Below are 15,968 nucleotides of genomic sequence, written 5' to 3'. Positions count from 1 at the left end.
TCACGCGGGCACCGCCACGGGCGCGGGCGCCCACGTCTTCGCCACGAGCGTGAGCACGTCGTACTGCGCGACGATCTCGTCGTGCTGGTTGCGGATGACGGCATCCCAGCGAACCTCGCCGTACTCGTCGGTCTCGCGCGGGGTGATCTGCTTGGCCGTCAGCGCGACGCGTATACGGTCGCCGGGTGAGACGGGGGTGACGAAGCGCAGGTTCTCGAGCCCCGAGTTGGCGAGCACCGGACCGGGCGCGGGGTCGACGAAGAGTCCCGCCGCCCACGACACCAGCAGGTAGCCGTGGGCCACACGCCCCGGGAAGAAGGGGTTCGCGGCCGCCGACTCCTCGTCCATGTGCGCATAGAAGGTGTCGCCGGTGAATCTCGCGAACACCTCGATGTCGTCGAGGGTGACTTCGCGTTCGGCCGACTCCACGGCATCCCCGATCCGGAGGTCCGAGAGGGGCTTGCGGAACGGGTGCGTCCCCCCGGAGTCGGTCTCGGCTCCCGGATGCCACACCCCCGTGAGCGCGGTCAGCATGCGCGGCGAGCCCTGGATCGCCGTGCGCTGCATGTAGTGCAGAACGGAGCGGATGCCGCCGAGCTCTTCACCGCCGCCCGCGCGCCCCGGGCCGCCGTGTACGAGGTGCGGCACGGGAGCACCGTGCCCGGTCGAGGTGCGCGCGTCGTCGCGGTCGAGGAAGAGCACCCGGCCGTTCATCGCACCCATACGGGTGAGCAGCTCGGTCGCGACTCCGGGGTCGTGGGTCGCGACGCTCGTGACGAGCGAGCCGCCGCCGCGCGCCACGATGGCCGCCGCCTCCGCGACATCGGCGTACTCGACGATGCTCGCGACCGGGCCGAACGCCTCGATGTCGTTGACGGCCGGGGTCGCGGCATCCGCGAAGGCAAGCAGCATGGGCTGCAGGAACGCACCGTCCTCGGACACACCCGAAGGCGCCTCGGCCGCGCCGACGACGAAACGTCCCCCGGCGTCCGTGAGCCTGCGCACCTGCCGCAGCACCTCGTCGCGCTGCTCGATCGAGACCACCGGACCCATCGTCACGCCCTTGGTGCGCGGATCTCCGATGACGACACGTTCGGCGATCTTGGCACGCAACGCCTCGGCCACGGCATCCGTCATCCCCGCCGGCACGATCGCGCGACGGATGGCCGTGCACTTCTGGCCGGCCTTGGTCGTCATCTCGACGAGCAGCTGCTTGACGTACGCGTCGAACTCGGGGGTGCCGGGCACGGCGTCGGGGCCGAGGATCGAGGCATTGATCGAGTCGGTCTCGCTCGTGAAGCGCACGCCCGGCTTCGCCTGGGCGCGAAGACGCTCGGCGGTCGTGGCGCTGCCGGTGAAACCGACGGTGTCGCCGAGATCGAGCAGATCGAACAGACCCGGGACGCTGCCGCTCACCAGCTGCAGCGAGCCCTCGGGCAGGAGCCCGGTCTCGACGACCATGCGCACCCACGCTTCGGCGATGTAGGCCGTGGGGGTCGCGGGCTTGACGATCGTGGGGAGTCCCGCGAGGAACGCGGGCGCGAACTTCTCCAGCGCACCCCACATGGGGAAGTTGAAGGCGTTGATCTGCACCGCCACACCGGGAAGGCGCGTGTACACGTGCCGCCCGAGGAACGAGCCGTCCTTCGACAGCGGCTCGATGGGCCCGTCGAGCACGACCTTCCCCGCGGGCAGCTCGCGGCGCGCCTTCGATGAGAAGGTGAAGAGCACGCCGATACCGCCGTCGACGTCGCTGAGCGAGTCACGTCGGGTGGAGCCGGAGCGCTCCGACAGGGCGTAGAGCTCCTCGCGGCGCTCGTTCAGCGCGATCGCGAGGTTCTTCAGCATCATCGCGCGCTGGGGGAAGGTGAGGGCGCCGAGGCTTCTCTGGCCCTCCCGTCGCGCGTAGGCGACGGCGCGCGCGAGATCGAGCCCGCGGGTGCTGACGCGCACGATCTCGTCCCCCGTCGAGGCGTCGCGGACGATCGCCGCATCGGGATCGTCGGCCGGCGTCCACCACGCGCCGTTCACGTAGCTCGGCAGAAACGTCATCGTTCGCTCCATTCGTAGAATCCGCGGCCGGTCTTACGGCCCAGGTGCCCCTGTGCGACGAGATCGCGCAGCAGCGCGGGCGGGGTAAAGCGCGCTCCGAACGCGCGCTCGAGTTCTTCGGCGATCCCCAGACGCACGTCGAGTCCGACGATGTCGGTCGTGCGCAGGGGGCCCATCGGATGCCGGTACCCCAGCTCCATCGCCGTGTCGATGTCGTGAGCACTCGCCACTCCTTCTTCGAGCATGCGGATGGCTTCGAGTCCGAGTGCGACACCGAGGCGGCTGGAGGCGAAGCCCGGGGCATCGCGCACGACGACGGCGGTCTTGCCGGTGGCCTCGACCCAGCCGGTCGCCGCGTGCACGACCTCGGGAGTCGTGGCGACGCCGGTCACCACCTCGACGAGAGCCGACGCGGGCACGGGGTTGAAGAAGTGCAGACCGAGGAAGCGCTGCGGACCCCGCATCGCTCCGGCGAGCGCGTCGATCGAGATGGAGGAGGTATTGGATGCCACGACCGCGTCGTCGCGCACCGCTCCCTCGATCCGCGCGAGCGCCTCGAGCTTGAACGCGCGGTCTTCGGGGACGGCCTCGATCACCAGACCGGCGTCGGCGAACGCGTCGGTTGCGACGCCGGTCGTGAGGTTGTCGGCATCCGGGATCTCGATGCCCTTCTGCGCCGAGCGGACCAGAGCGGTCTGGACCCGCTCGCGGGCGGCATCGGCTGACTCGGCGTCGCGTTCGACGACATGGACGCGGGCACCGGCGAGCAGGAAGGCGTGGGCGATACCGGCGCCCATGCGGCCCCCACCCAGCACGCCGACGGTCTCGGGGAGCGTGGTCACTTCTTCTTCCTCTCGAGGAACGCGGTCATGCGTGCGCGCTTGTCGGCACTGTCGAACAGCTCGGCCTGCAGCTCGCCGTCGATAGCGGGATGTTCCGTGCGCGGGGCGAGCAGCGCACGCTTGGTGAGGATCGTCGCCCGCACGGAGTTCGCGGCGATGCGGTCGACGATCGCGTGGGCGGCGGCGAGCAGGGCGTCCGGCTCGTGGACGCTCGACAGCAGGCCCCAGGCGAGGGCTTCGTCGGCGTCGATCACGCGGGTGGTGAGGAGCAGCTCGCTCGCGCGCGCGTGGCCGACGATCTCGGGCAGGCGCCACGCGGCGCCCGCTGCGGCGATGATGCCGAGGCCGGGTTCGGGATTGCCGAAGCGCACGCGCGGGGTGCCGAGCCGGATGTCCGCGGCGTACGCGAGCTCGGCTCCCCCGCCGAGCGCGTACCCGTCGACGGCGGCGATGACCGGCATCGGCAGATGGCGGATGCGGTCGAAGACGGTCGCGTTGATGCCGCGGCGGGCGTCGTCGCCGGTGCGCTCGCGCAACTGCACGATGTCGGCGCCGGCCGCGAAGATACCGCCCGCTCCGGTGAGGATCAGCGTGCGCGGGCGCTCCTCGAGCTCGGCGCACAGCGCGTGCAGTTCGTCGACCATGACCTGGTCGATCGCGTTGCGGCGTTCGGGGCGGTCGAGGGTCGCGACGACGCGGTCGTCGCGCGCGTCGACACGCAGGGTGGGGGCTGCGGGAGCCCCTCCGCCGGGCTCGGGGACGTCGGTCGCTGCGTGCGTCGTCTCAACCATCGACCCGCTCCACGATCATCGCGGTGCCCTGGCCCACGCCGACGCACATCGTCGCGAGGCCGTACCGCGCGTCCTCTCGCTCCAGCCGACCGAGCAGAGTGACGAGCAACCGCGACCCGCTCGAGCCGAGCGGGTGTCCGAGCGCGATGGCCCCGCCGTCCGCGTTGACGCTCTCGGGGTCGAGGCCGAGCCGCCGCATGCACGCGAGCGACTGCGATGCGAACGCCTCATTGAGTTCGACCGCCCCCAGATCGGATGCCGAGAGCCCGGCCTTCGCGAGTGCTCTCTCGGTCGCGGGCACCGGACCGAGTCCCATGACCTCGGGAGCCACTCCCGCCGAGGAGTACGCGACGATCCGCGCGCGCGGCCGCAGGCCGTACCGCTCGACCGCCTCGGCGCTCGCCACCACGATCGCGGAGGCGCCGTCGTTGAGGGAGCTCGCGTTGCCCGCGGTGACCACCTCCCCGCCCTTGACGACGGGCCGGAGTCCCGCGAGCACCTCCAGCGAGGTGTCGCGACGCGGCCCCTCATCGGTGTCCACCGATCCGCGAGCGGTCTCGACGGCGACGATCTCGTCGCGGAAGCGTCCGGCATCCTGAGCCCGGATCGCCCTCTCGTGGCTGCGGAGAGCAAACGCGTCGGCGTCGGCACGGGAGATCCCGTCGACCCGGGCCACCTCTTCGGCGGTCTCGGGCATGGTGAACGTGGCCTTGTCGCGAGCGGCGAGGCGCGGGTTGGTGAAGCGCCAGCCGATCGAGGTGTCGAACGCCTCACCCGGCTTCGCCCACGCTTTCGACGGCTTCGCCTCCACCCAGGGTGCGCGCGTCATCGACTCCACGCCTCCCGCGACGACGAGGTCGGCGTCGCCCGCGCGCACCGCCTGGGCGGCGAGCGCGATCGCGCTCATCCCGGAGGCGCACAAGCGATTCACGGTGAGGGCGGGAACGGCATCCGGAAGCCCGGCGAGCAGCACGGCCATGCGCGCGACGTTGCGGTTGTCTTCGCCGGCCTGGTTCGCCGCTCCGAGGATCACCTCGTCGATCGCGGTGACCGGAACGCCCGCGCGGGCCACGGCTTCGCCGACGACGAGGGCGGCGAGATCGTCGGGACGGACGGATGCCAGAGCCCCGCCGTACCGGCCGACCGGGGTGCGCGCACCGCCGATGAGAAACGCCTGCGACATCGCCATCCTCTCCCCCGCCGGCTCTGGCGGGGTCGTCTCCACCTCGTCCGCGAGGTTTTCCGACCGATCGTTCAGTAATCATGTCAGAGGATGCCGCCGAGGGCAACGCCACGGCGTCGCCGCCGGTGCGTCGGGAGGAACCGAGGGGGTCAGGCCGGGCCGCGCCGCCACCAGGCGATCACGAACACCACGAGCCCGGCCACGAGGGCGGCCAGAACCCACAGCACGATGAGGTAGTCGATCCACGACCCGATGGGCGGCGAGCCGGGGAGGAAGTTGCGCAGCGGGATCGTCGCGAAGAGCATCGCACCCATCCACCCCAGGGCGGTGATTTCGACCTTGCGCCGGCCCCGCAGCACGGCGATCGCGACGACGAGCACGAGCGTCGGGATGATCACCATGAGCGTCAGCAGCACGATCCCGAACGCGACCGTGGCTCCCGACCGAGAGGCCGTGAACTCGACCGTGACGAAGCCGTCCGGCCCGTCCCGCTCGGTCATCGCGATGTCCCACCCCGAGATCCCTCGACCGCTGAGGTGCACCGTCGACGGGAGGGGGACGGACTCCCCCTGGGCGTCGTCCACCACGGGGACCAGGAACGATCGCACCGAGTACCGGTCGAAGGGCCACTGCTCGACGGCCCCGTCCATGACGAAGGACAGCTCCGTCGGGGCGACCAGGGTGTCAGCCTCGTAATGCACGGCGCGTGATCCCGCGATGGCCGAGACCAGGACGGAGAAGGGCTTCTCGACCACGATGCCGTCGGTGTAGTCGTTCACCCCCGTCTGACCGGGCAGCAGCGACAGGGTGAGGCGATTCGTCGCGGCATCCATCTTCTCGGGGCTCAGCACGAGCGAGACCGCTCCGTCGGGGACGTTCTCCTCGCCGCTGGACAGCACCTCGCTGCCGCTCGCGTAGAGGGCCACGACCGTGACGTAGAGCGCGACGATCACCACGATGAGACCGCCGAGGCCGACGACGGTGCGGCGCCGGGGCCGCGCAGGGGAGGTCACCGTGTCAGTGTGGCAGAGCCGGCGCCGCGGCACCCTCGGGGCGTGGCGCGAGCCGCGAGTCGCGCGGCGGCGAGACTCGGTCGCACCCGCCGATAGCCTGGAAGGGCGCGCGCGGGGAGTCCGCCCGGCGTCGGGCACTCGACGAGGAGGGGCGATGATCCTCATCACCGGGGCGACCGGTTTCATCGGGTCGCACACCGTGCGAGCGGTGCGCGACCGCGGTCACGAGGTGCTCGCGGTGAGCCGGTACGACTGGCGCGACGAGGCACGGTTCGTCCTCGGAGCCGAGCTTCCGGAACTCGCCCGCGTGCACCCCGGCGACCCCGCAGCGCTCGAGACCCTGGTGGAGGAACGGCGGCCCGACGCGATCATCCACCTCGATGCCTTCGTGAACCCGGTGGCCCTCCGCGACGACCCCGCTCGGGCGGTCGAGGCGAATGTCGAACCGACGCTCGCACTTCTCGAGCTGAGTCGGCGGTACGGGGTCGGACGGTTCGTCCTCGCGTCGACCGTGGCGGTCCTGCCATCCATCCGCTACGAGCCGATCGATGCGGCCCATCCCCTCGTCACCCCGCGCGAAGGACCCGCGGGCGGCTTCTACGGTGTCTCGAAGGCCGTGTCCGAGATCCTGGCGCTCGGCTACGCGGATGCCTTCCCCCTCGACGTGCGGATCGTTCGGCCGAGCGCGGTCTACGGGTTCGGGATGCAGTGGCCCATCGGCGTCAAACCGGTCGTCGAGGGCATCGTGGAAGGGCGCGAGGTCGAGATTCCCACGAGCGGTCCGCCCCGCGACTTCACGCCGGTCGAGGACGTCGCCGCGATCTTCGCGGCCGCAGCCGACTGCCCCGCTGACGCCGACCGCGTGTTCTTCGCCGCCACCGGGCTCCCGCTCACGACCCCGGCGGAGTACCTCGACGTCGTGCGGACGACGTTCCCCGATGCGCGGATCCGGACCGTCGACGAGGACGCGGACCCCGCGGGGGTCGAGAGTCGGTACCGCGGGGTCGTCGACATGTCCCCGGCGCGCGACCAGCTGGGCGTGGAACCCGCCTTCGCCACGCTCGGGGACGGGCTGCGGCACTACGCCGAGCAGTACCGGCGCTTCCGCGGCGCGCCCTGAGGCCCGCGAGGCCCGCGCGGCCCGGGCGGCGGCCCGCGTGGCCTCCCGAGACCGTCTCAGCCGCTGGTCGCCCCGCGAAACGTCCGCAGTGCTGCCTCGAGATCCGGATGATCCGCGGCGTACGTGTCGAGGTCGATGCCCGCGAGAGCGGCATCCCAGGCCTGTCGAATACTGCGCACGCCGGCAGCGGGGCCGTCGGGGTGCGCCATGATCCCCCCGCCGCAGACGTACATCAGATCGTCCGTGCCGACGGCCGCGTACGTGTCGGCGGCCTGCTCGGCCGATTGCGCCGACGAGAAGACGGGCATGGCCGCGGGCCCGCCGTTGATCGGCTCGAGCACGGCGCGAGCCGAGGCGACGACCGAATCGTCCGGCTCCCAGAACTTGTTGCGCAGACCGTTGACGTGCAGGTGGTCGGCGCCCGCGAGGCGCCACAGCTGCTGCCATACCCGGTAGGAATAGCCGAGAAGCGGGAAGCGCGTCATCGCGCCCCAACCGTTGCGGTGCGCGTGGATCGGCAGAGAGCTGTGCAGCCGCAGGTCGCGGAGGCCGGCGATGCCGACCGCGTTGACGCTCACCATGAGACAGTTGCCACCGCGCTCGGCGACGAGATCGGCCCGCCGACGCATCTCGTCGATGTCGCCGCTCAGGTTGACCGCGTACAGGGGACGCCGTCCCGTGACCTCCGCCGCACGGTCGAGGCCCCGCAGCACCGCGTCGAGGCGCTCCTCGAACGGCGAGTGCGGCGAGTCGGCCATCAGCTCGTCGTCCTTGATGAAGTCGAGGCCCGCGCGCGCGAGATCCTCCGCGAGCACGCCGGTCTGCTCCGGTGTGAGGCCCACGCTCGGCTTGATGATGGTTCCGATGATCGGACCGGTGCGCACATCCGCGACCTCCCGCGTTCCCGCGGCACCGAACTGCGGTCCCGGGTGCGCCCGTCCGAAAGCCTCGGGAAGCGAGAGATCGGTCAGACGGATGCCGGAGAGCTGCTGCAGCTCGAAGAGGTTGCCCGCCACGGTGGCCAAGAGGTTGGGAAGCGCGGTGCCGACGTTCTCGAGGGGGAAGGACAGTTCGACCTCGCCGCGCTGCACGGGACCGGGGCCTCGCGAGCCCGACAGCGACGGCTCACCGCCCTCCTCCGTGAGCACCACGCTCTCGACGCGCGCCGCATGCCGGCGGTGCAGTTCGGGCGTCTCGCCGGGAAGCGCGATGAACGTCCCCGTGGACTGCTCACCGGCCATCGCGGCCGCGGCGCGTTCGAGGCCGATCGAGGTCTCGATGACGTAGTGGGCGTGGATTCGGTCGGAGCTCATGATGACGCTTTCGGATCGGGGGCGGAGAAGGGGGTGACCAGACGCACCGCGTACGGGGAGAGGTCGATGTCGACGCCGTCGACCTCGCCGTGCCGGGCACGGCCCGAGAGATCGCCGACGAGCGTCCCGGACTCCACGGGCAGCGCGACGAGACCGGCCCGGAGATCGAGGATCGGCGTCCCGATCGTCGCGGACGCGGCCACGGCGGCGATGACCTCGCCGGACGGGGTCAGGCGGGCGGTGCCGGCATCCGTCACTCCCCGGGGACCGCTCACCTCGAGCGCCGTCACACGAGAGACGCCCTCCGCGGCGAGGGCCGCGAGAGTGGCGAGCAGCCAGCTCGCGGCGAACTCGTCGTGCTGACGCGGATCCACGGACTCCGGGTCGCGGTCGAGACGGTCGATGCGGTGCCCCTGACGGTACAGCGAACGCCGAGGTCGGAGGGTGAGGGCGCCGATCCCGACCGGTCGACCCCCGCCCAGCCGCCGGGCGGTGTCGATCATCGCGGGCACCGCCTCGGTCGTCTCGATGATCGAGCGTTCGAAGCCGTCGTGCACCTGCGGGGTGAGGCTGAAGGTCACCTCGTCGGCGTCGGCCGGATCGGGTTCGCCGCGGCCCAGTTCGGCGAGGTTGTCGTCCGTACCCACGACGACGACCGCCCCCGAGAGCTGGTCGGCGAGGGCGCGACGCACGAGCGCGACCGCGCCGCCCGAGGTCACCGAAGCTCGGAGCGAGAACACCAGCACCGCACGCAGCGCGGCGCGTCGCCGTGCGAGGCGCTCGCGGACCGCACGGAGCGCAGCGTCAGAGTCATCCTCGAGGTGCAGGGCGAGCTCCACGGGAAGGTCCTCGCACGCGTCCAACTGGTCGAGACCCCGGGCACCGCCGTTCTCGCACACGACGTCGACGCGTACGTGGTCCACGCCGAGCCGTTCGACGCGCGAGCGCACCTCGTCGGCGCCGAGGTCGGCATCCCGGGGTCCGAGCTGAACGCCGAGGCTCGGGCGGGGACGCGGGGCAGAACGATCGGATCGAATCGCGAACGGTCCGAACGGATCCGCCGCCGCATCGACGGCCCCCGTCGCACGAATGCCGGTGACGCGCAGATCGACCGCCTGGCGCACCCACTCCCCGGCCTCGAGCCGATACGGGTAGGGCAATGCCAGCGGGCGGCTGTAGGTCTTGAACGACGCGTCCGACCAGTTGCGCTGGTCTTCGGTCTCGAACACGTCTCCCTCGAGGGCGATGTGCAGCCGGCATCCGTCGGCGACGTCGAGGGCGAGTCCCGTGATCGCCGACCACGGCTGGTGCGGCGAGACGTGCTCGGGAAAGCGGGAACGGGAGCGGGTGCCCTCGGCGTGCGTCAGGTCGACCTCCGCACCGGCCTGTGTGAGCGGATGCAGGACGACCAGGCCGACGCGGTTCGTCTCGACCGCGCCGTCGACGACGGCATCGGCGGAGTACCGCAGGCGATCCCCGCCGACGCGGATGCGCGTGGTCGCCTCGACCGCCCCCGAGGGGAAGTCGTGCCGCGATCGCATCTCGACGACGACCTCCCGATCGGATCGTCGCGTCACACGGACGTCCCGATCTCCGACGATCGTTCCCCACGCGTCGTCCCGGACGACGAACTGGATGCCGCGCGCCACCTCGATGCCCGCGTAGGACACGTGGGCGAGGTCGCCCGTCGGGGTGAGATCGAACTCCCACGGCCCGACCGAGAAACGCTCCGCTGTCGCCTGCGTCATCCGTCCCGCTCCCCCGCCCTCAGTGGTTGACGATCTCGTCGACGCTGGCCGCGATGATCTCGTCGTCGAACACGCGCTTCCAGTCGTCCTTGAACAGGATGTCCTTCGCCGTGGCGATGGCTTTGAGCGCGCCGTCCGAGAACGGCGAGCCGATCTCCCCGAAGACGATGGCCAACTCGACGTTGACGTGACCGAGGATGAAGGCGCGCGCCGCCTCGGCGGGCACGCCCCGGCGGACGGCTTCGTCCATCGCCTCCTTGATGATCGTGACGCAGGTCGCGGCTGTGGTCTCGGCCAGCACCGGCTCCAGGAGCACCATGTTCTCGACGGTGATGCGGTGAGCCGTCAGCACGGGGGCGAAGAAGGCCCGCACGACCTCCTCAGCGCGAGCGTAGTCGGCCTCGTCCCCGGAGATGAGGGCGATCACCACGTCCTGCCGGGCGGCGACCCCGCCGAAGTAATCGGTCTGCGCCACCGGGTCGGTCTCGGAGTTGTTGAACACCGAGGGGTGGCACGGGTGGCACGCGACGAAGCTGACGTCATCACGCTCGGGCAGGTGGCCGGCGTACGGCGCGGCGGCGTCGAGGACGATGAGCGTCGCGCCCGACTGCATGAGCGGAACGGCCTGCTCCGCGACGACGCCGATGCGGTTGTCCGGCACGGCGAGGATCACGACGTCGGCGACCGAGACGGCATCCGCGAGACTCGTCGGTGTCGCACCGCGCTCGGCGAGGCGCGCGACGCCGGCCTCACTGGGCTCGACGAAGAGAAGGTCGTAGTCGGTGGAGAGGAGGTTGTCGGTGAGCCGCGAGCCCATCTTTCCTCCGGCGCCGACGAGGGCGATCGTGGTCATTTGTTCCCTTTCTGGTGGTTCTTTCGCCGTCACCGCGGGGCGTCCGCGACGAGGGCGTCGGCGCCCAGCTCGGCCAGCCGGACGAAGTAGTCGGGGCCGCCTACGCCCCCGCCTTTGAGGCACAGCTCGAGCCCGTCGATGCGCGGGTCGTCGCTGACCGCGGAGCACAGCGGCGCCCCCGGGGTGAGGCGTTGGATCATGCGGAGAGCCCGGATGCCGAGACCCCGCGCCACATGACCGGAGGTGTCGCCGCCCGCGACGACGAGGCGAGAGACATCGGCCCTGGCGAGGACGCGCGCCGCGATGTCGGCGAGCGCCCGGGACAGGTCTCCGCCCGCGACGGGACGGGCACCGGCAGCGGGCGGTGGCGCGAAGACGAGGACGTGCTCGCCGTCGGTCGCCGCGGAGGCCGCACGGGCGGCGACCTCCTCTCGGGCCTGCTCGCCCGCGATCGGGTCGGTGACGGCGACCGGATCGAGGTCGACGCCCCGGAAGCCGGCGGCGAGCGCCGCCTCGGCCTGCCGCTGCGTCGCCGGAGCGCGAGAGCCCGAGACGACGAGCGTCGCACCGGGGGCACGGACGGCGCCCGCCGGCGCGAGGCCGCGTCGCTCCCACGCGGCGCCGAGAGCGTATTCGACGCCGGAGGATCCCACCACCGCCGCCGTCGTCCCCCGAGCCGCGGCGCGGGTGAGGACACGATCGAGGGCCCGCCCGACCTGACGTTGCGTGGCCGCGCCGTCGACATCGAGCAGCACCACCCCGTGTTCCTCACCGAGGACGGAGTCGACGCGTTCGGCGACCTCGGCGTCGGCGCCGTCGAGCGTCGCGACATCGAGGAGCGCGATCGGCAGCGCGGTCTGCGCGGCGAGATGCGCACGCAGGTCGGCCTCGGTCATCGGGGTGATCGGGTGGACGGTCATCGCCGGGTGCCGATCCAGCCGGAAGACCGTGCCCTCGAAAGTCGCGAAGAGCGTGCCGAAGGCGGTCCAGCGGCCCAACTGCGGCACGCCCACGACGAGCGGGACGGCGTCGTCCGAGCCGACCGCGGCACGGAGGATCTCGGTCGCCCGGCCGATGCTGCCGATCGTCGGTGCCGAGTCGAACGTCGAGCACATCTTGTAGTGCAGGAGCGGGGCACCCAGTCGCGCGAGCGCTCCGAGAACCGGCGGGAGCTCGGCATCCATCTCCTCCGGCGACATCGTCCGGCCGATCCCGGCCACACCCACCGCGCGGACCCCGTCGTGTGCGGCGATCTCGTCGGGCGTCGGCGGGTCGAGGAACAGCAGCGTCGACAGTCCCAGATCCTCGAGGGTCTCCATCACGTCCGTGGATCCCGTGAAGTCGTCGCCGTAGAAGGTGAGCACGAGCCCGTCCGCGGGCGGCTGCGGCGCGGTCATCCCTCGGTCCTCTCCGACATGACGACCCGGCGGGTCAGCTTCTCGAGACGGCCGGTGCGCAGCGCGTCGATGAAGACGGCGAGCAGAATGATGCACGCCTGGATCATCGGCGTCACGTAAAGATCCACCTGCAGGAACTGCAGACCCGTCTGGATGAGCTGGATGAGGAGCGCGCCGACGACCGTCCCCGGGAAGACCGAGCCACGTCCGCCGAACAGGCTCGTCCCGCCGAGCACCGCCGCCGCGATGGCGTCGAACTCGTCGCCCGAGCCGAAGCCCGGGGCGGCCGTGCGCAGTTGCGTCATCGCCACGAAGGCCGCGAGTCCGGTCAGCGCACCCGCGATGACGTAGACGGTGAACAGCACACGCCGAACCGGGATGCCGGCCCGCTCGGCCGCCGCGCGGTCCTCACCGGTGGCGAGGAGCTGGCGGCCGAACGGTGTCCGCGTGACCACGAGGTGGGCGACGAGGACGACGAGCGCGAAGATCCACACGGGCAACGGGATGCCGAGGATCGGCTGGGAGCCGAGCTGGGTGATGACGTCGGGGTAGTTCACCTCGCGCGACTGGGACAGACCCAGACCCGCGCCGCGGAACACCGTCAGCATCGCGAGGGTGACGATGAACGGCACGAGCCGGAGGAACGAGATCGCGAATCCGTTGACGGCCCCCAGCACCACGCCGACGCCGACGGCGATGAGCGGGACCACGAACACCGGCAGGGCCGCGGCGTTGATGACCTGCCCGACGATCACGGCCGTGAGGTACAGCATCGAGCCGACCGACAGGTCGATCCCCGCCGTCATGAGGACGAGGGTCATGCCGACCGCGACGATGCCGATGTAGGCGGTGCTGCGGGCGACGTTCGCGAGCGTCTGCAGATCGAAGAAGCGCGGGTCCAGCAGGGAGAACACGACGAACACCACGATGAGCAGGATGATCGGCACGTTCGCCAGCGCGAGCTGGCGCAGTCTCTGCGTCATCGCGAGACCTCCTCGTCGAGCGGGGCATCGTCGGACGCCATCGGTGAAGCGGCGTTCTCGCCGAAGGCGGCGCCGAGGATGCGACGCGCGTCGAAATCCTGACGGGCGAAGGAGCCCACGAGCCGCCCCATCCGCATGACGAGGATGCGGTCGCAGATGCCGATCAGTTCGGGCAGTTCCGACGAGATCGCGAGCACCGCGGTGCCCGCGTCGGCGAGCTCGAGAGTGGTGCGATACACCTCGTACTGGGCACCCACGTCCACGCCCCGAGTGGGCTCGTCGAGGATGAACACGCGCGGCGTGGTCAGCAACCACTTCGCGATGACGACCTTCTGCTGGTTGCCGCCCGACAGCGACCGCACGGGCGCGCGATCGAGGTCGACGGACTTCAGGCGCAGGCCTTCGGTGACCTCGGCGACGTCGCGAGCGAGCGCTCGGCGCCGGACGGGCCCGAGCACTCCCCCGGCCCAACGTGTCAGCGAGGGCAGGGCCGCGTTGGTCTGCACCGGAGAGTCCATCAGGAGGCCCTCGCCGCGGCGGTCCTCGGTGACGAAAGCCAGTCCCCGGGCGATGCGTCCCCGCGTGGAATGCGCGGAGAGGTCTTCGCCGTCGACCCGCACGGTGCCGCGGTCGGCGGGGTCCAACCCGTAGATGATGCGTGCCAGCTCGGTGCGACCGGCGCCCATCAGGCCGAACAGTCCCACGACCTCCCCCTCGTGAACGGTCAGGTCGATGGCATCCACGACGCCCTTCGCCGAGAGGTCCCGCACCTCGAGGACCGGTGTGTCCGTCGCCGCACCCCCGCGCCGGGGGAACCGGTCATCGAGGGTACGACCGACCATGAGCGTGATGACCTCGCTCACAGGGAGCTCGGATTGCGGACGCACGTCGACGAGTGCCCCGTCGCGCATGATCGCGATGCGGTCCGACAACCTCTCGATGTCCTCGAGGATGTGCGAGACGTAGATGATCGACGTTTCCGCGGCGGTGAGCGAGCCGATGAGCTCGAACAGGCGGGCGGTCTCGCGCGAGGTGAGCGAGGTCGTCGGCTCGTCGAGGATGACCAGCTTGGGCGACCCCACGGCGGCCTTCGCGATCTCGAGCATCTGGCGCTGCCCGGGGCTCAGATCCTCGACGAGGGTGGATGCCGAGAACGGCAGGTCCATGAGCGCGAGCGCTTCCTCGGCTCGGGCGCGAGCCGCGCGACGGTCGGTGAACACGCCGAGCCGGCGCGGCGAGTCGGTGAGGAACATGTTGTCGGCCACGGTGAGCGGGGCGAACAGATTGAGCTCCTGGTGCACGTGGGCGATGCCCGCACGCCGCGCCTCGGCCGGGCTGTGCGGCTCGTACAGGATGCCGTCGACGAAGAGCTCGCCCTCGTCGGGCCGGAAGACGCCGCCGACGATGTTCATGAGCGTGCTCTTGCCGGCACCGTTCTCGCCGACGAGGCCGAGGACCTCGCCGGGAGCGATTTCGAGAGAGATCCCCTTGTTCACGGGGACGCCGTAGAAGCCGTGCGACACCGCGTCGATGCGCAGGCGGGGCGCGGTCATCGGGCACCGCCCAGCAGTCGGGTCCGGGCGACGTCGAGAAGGGCGGCCGCCACGATCACGAGACCCTTCACGATGAAGACGACCGTGAACGGCAGGTTCAGCAGGTTCAGGCTGTTCGAGAGGACGACGAAGAACAGCGCCCCCAGAGCGGCCCCGAGGACCGATCCCTTCCCGCCGAAGAGCGACACCCCGCCGATCACGGCGGCGCCGATGACGTCGAGGAGCAGATCGTCCGCGAGCGTCGGCCGCCCGGCCTCGAGACGGGCGGAGTATAGGAGGCCGCCGACGGTGGCGAACACGCCGGACAGGGCATAGGCCGTGACCACGACGCGCTTGTACGGCACGCCCGAGATGATCGCCGCGTCCCGGTTGGTCCCGGCGGCGTAGATCCAGCCGCCGAAGGGCGTGCGCCCGAGGAGGTAGTGGGCCGCGAACCCCAGCGCGACGGCGATGAGGGCCGGAACCGTCAGGGCGCCCCAGAGCGACGTCTGTCCGATCGCGACGTAATCGTCGGGGAGGTTCGCGACGTTCTCGCTGCGGGTGAGCCACACGGCGACCGCACTGAAGAGCAGCATCGTGCCGAGCGTCACCATGAACGGCGGCATCCGCAGTCGGGCGATGGCCAGCCCGTTCAGCGAGCCGAGTAGTGCCCCGATGACCACGACGATGAGAAGAGCCGACAGGATGCCGGGCCATCCTCCCCCGAGCGGTCCGCCGTCCGGTCCGATCACCGTGTTCCACAGCACCGAGTTCTGGAACAGCGCGGGCTCGAGGGCTCGCGACACCAGGAGCGCGCCCACCGTGTTCGTGAGATTGATGATCGCCGTCTGCGCGAGGTCGATGCCTGCCAGGACGAGGACGAACGTCTGCCCGATCACGATGATCGCGAGGGGCCAGAAGTTGGACAGGACGTTGACCATGTTGCGCTCGGTCAGCAGGCCCCGAGCGAAGGGCGCCATGGCCAGGATGAAGACGACGATGAGGATCGCGACGAACCCCTCACCGGCGAGGAGCCGGCGAAGGAGCGCCCGATGCCGCGGCGGCGGTGCCGAGCCGCTCGACGACGAGGTCGTCGAGGCGGCCGGGGTGGGGGTGGTGGTCGACACGAGCGGGCGCTCCT

At 71.1% G+C, this 15,968-nt stretch carries 13 protein-coding genes; 1 reads left to right on the top strand and 12 read right to left on the bottom strand.

What is annotated here, in order from left to right; all coding sequences use genetic code 11:
- The 5 genes from paaZ to ACMW4R_RS18150 form a co-directional block, all read right to left on the bottom strand.
- Positions 1-2,052, bottom strand: a complete 2,052-nt coding sequence (gene paaZ / locus ACMW4R_RS18170; RefSeq protein WP_418300596.1) for a phenylacetic acid degradation bifunctional protein PaaZ — start codon at positions 2,050-2,052, stop codon at positions 1-3.
- Positions 2,049-2,894, bottom strand: coding sequence for a 3-hydroxyacyl-CoA dehydrogenase family protein (locus ACMW4R_RS18165; RefSeq protein WP_418300595.1), 846 nt, complete (start codon positions 2,892-2,894; stop codon positions 2,049-2,051). The genes paaZ and ACMW4R_RS18165 overlap by 4 nt, the downstream gene beginning before the upstream one ends.
- Positions 2,891-3,685: an enoyl-CoA hydratase/isomerase family protein gene (locus ACMW4R_RS18160; RefSeq protein ID WP_418300594.1), complete on the bottom strand. Its 795-nt coding sequence runs from the start codon at positions 3,683-3,685 to the stop codon at positions 2,891-2,893. Before ACMW4R_RS18160 ends, ACMW4R_RS18165 begins: the two co-directional genes overlap by 4 nt.
- Positions 3,678-4,868, bottom strand: coding sequence for a thiolase family protein (locus ACMW4R_RS18155; RefSeq protein ID WP_418300593.1), 1,191 nt, complete (start codon positions 4,866-4,868; stop codon positions 3,678-3,680). Before ACMW4R_RS18155 ends, ACMW4R_RS18160 begins: the two co-directional genes overlap by 8 nt.
- A gap of 149 nt (positions 4,869-5,017) precedes the next feature.
- Positions 5,018-5,881 carry a DUF4436 family protein gene (locus ACMW4R_RS18150; RefSeq protein WP_058627532.1) on the bottom strand — a complete coding sequence of 288 codons (864 nt, stop codon included), beginning with the start codon at positions 5,879-5,881 and terminating at the stop codon, positions 5,018-5,020.
- Between the two features lie 154 nt (positions 5,882-6,035).
- Here ACMW4R_RS18150 and ACMW4R_RS18145 point away from each other — a divergent pair, with 154 nt between their 5' ends.
- Positions 6,036-7,001 carry an NAD-dependent epimerase/dehydratase family protein gene (locus ACMW4R_RS18145; RefSeq protein ID WP_418300592.1) on the top strand — a complete coding sequence of 322 codons (966 nt, stop codon included), beginning with the start codon at positions 6,036-6,038 and terminating at the stop codon, positions 6,999-7,001.
- 56 nt (positions 7,002-7,057) lie between these two features.
- Here the strand turns inward: ACMW4R_RS18145 and ACMW4R_RS18140 are convergent, their stop codons facing one another.
- The 7 genes from ACMW4R_RS18140 to ACMW4R_RS18110 are packed head-to-tail and all read right to left on the bottom strand — an operon-like array spanning position 7,058 to position 15,954.
- The gene (locus ACMW4R_RS18140; RefSeq protein ID WP_418300591.1) at positions 7,058-8,314 is read right to left on the bottom strand and encodes a ribulose-bisphosphate carboxylase large subunit family protein; all 1,257 of its coding nucleotides are present in this window, start codon (positions 8,312-8,314) and stop codon (positions 7,058-7,060) included.
- Positions 8,311-10,062 carry a hypothetical protein gene (locus ACMW4R_RS18135; RefSeq protein ID WP_418300590.1) on the bottom strand — a complete coding sequence of 584 codons (1,752 nt, stop codon included), beginning with the start codon at positions 10,060-10,062 and terminating at the stop codon, positions 8,311-8,313. The genes ACMW4R_RS18140 and ACMW4R_RS18135 overlap by 4 nt, the downstream gene beginning before the upstream one ends.
- Before the next feature lie 19 nt (positions 10,063-10,081).
- Positions 10,082-10,915 carry a phosphogluconate dehydrogenase C-terminal domain-containing protein gene (locus ACMW4R_RS18130; protein WP_058595013.1) on the bottom strand — a complete coding sequence of 278 codons (834 nt, stop codon included), beginning with the start codon at positions 10,913-10,915 and terminating at the stop codon, positions 10,082-10,084.
- Between the two features lie 29 nt (positions 10,916-10,944).
- The gene (locus ACMW4R_RS18125) at positions 10,945-12,312 is read right to left on the bottom strand and encodes a four-carbon acid sugar kinase family protein (RefSeq protein WP_058614150.1); all 1,368 of its coding nucleotides are present in this window, start codon (positions 12,310-12,312) and stop codon (positions 10,945-10,947) included.
- Positions 12,309-13,295 carry an ABC transporter permease gene (locus ACMW4R_RS18120; RefSeq protein WP_058614151.1) on the bottom strand — a complete coding sequence of 329 codons (987 nt, stop codon included), beginning with the start codon at positions 13,293-13,295 and terminating at the stop codon, positions 12,309-12,311. The genes ACMW4R_RS18125 and ACMW4R_RS18120 overlap by 4 nt, the downstream gene beginning before the upstream one ends.
- Positions 13,292-14,848, bottom strand: coding sequence for a sugar ABC transporter ATP-binding protein (locus tag ACMW4R_RS18115; protein ID WP_418300589.1), 1,557 nt, complete (start codon positions 14,846-14,848; stop codon positions 13,292-13,294). The genes ACMW4R_RS18120 and ACMW4R_RS18115 overlap by 4 nt, the downstream gene beginning before the upstream one ends.
- Positions 14,845-15,954: an ABC transporter permease gene (locus ACMW4R_RS18110; protein WP_418300588.1), complete on the bottom strand. Its 1,110-nt coding sequence runs from the start codon at positions 15,952-15,954 to the stop codon at positions 14,845-14,847. The genes ACMW4R_RS18115 and ACMW4R_RS18110 overlap by 4 nt, the downstream gene beginning before the upstream one ends.
- Positions 15,955-15,968: the final 14 nt, after the last annotated feature.

Origin of the sequence: Microbacterium sp. S1037 (assembly GCF_048381605.1) — a bacterium.
Classification (GTDB): domain Bacteria; phylum Actinomycetota; class Actinomycetes; order Actinomycetales; family Microbacteriaceae; genus Microbacterium; species Microbacterium testaceum_B.
This window is presented reverse-complemented; position numbering and strand designations above follow the sequence as displayed.

Coding starts and splice junctions, on each gene's coding strand:
- paaZ (WP_418300596.1), bottom strand. CDS start 2,052: ATGACGTTTCTGCCGAGCTACGTGAACGGCGCGTGGTGGACGCCGGCC.
- ACMW4R_RS18160 (WP_418300594.1), bottom strand. CDS start 3,685: ATGGTTGAGACGACGCACGCAGCGACCGACGTCCCCGAGCCCGGCGGA.
- ACMW4R_RS18155 (WP_418300593.1), bottom strand. CDS start 4,868: ATGTCGCAGGCGTTTCTCATCGGCGGTGCGCGCACCCCGGTCGGCCGG.
- ACMW4R_RS18145 (WP_418300592.1), top strand. CDS start 6,036: ATGATCCTCATCACCGGGGCGACCGGTTTCATCGGGTCGCACACCGTG.
- ACMW4R_RS18140 (WP_418300591.1), bottom strand. CDS start 8,314: ATGAGCTCCGACCGAATCCACGCCCACTACGTCATCGAGACCTCGATC.
- ACMW4R_RS18135 (WP_418300590.1), bottom strand. CDS start 10,062: ATGACGCAGGCGACAGCGGAGCGTTTCTCGGTCGGGCCGTGGGAGTTC.
- ACMW4R_RS18130 (WP_058595013.1), bottom strand. CDS start 10,915: ATGACCACGATCGCCCTCGTCGGCGCCGGAGGAAAGATGGGCTCGCGG.
- ACMW4R_RS18125 (WP_058614150.1), bottom strand. CDS start 12,312: ATGACCGCGCCGCAGCCGCCCGCGGACGGGCTCGTGCTCACCTTCTAC.
- ACMW4R_RS18120 (WP_058614151.1), bottom strand. CDS start 13,295: ATGACGCAGAGACTGCGCCAGCTCGCGCTGGCGAACGTGCCGATCATC.
- ACMW4R_RS18115 (WP_418300589.1), bottom strand. CDS start 14,848: ATGACCGCGCCCCGCCTGCGCATCGACGCGGTGTCGCACGGCTTCTAC.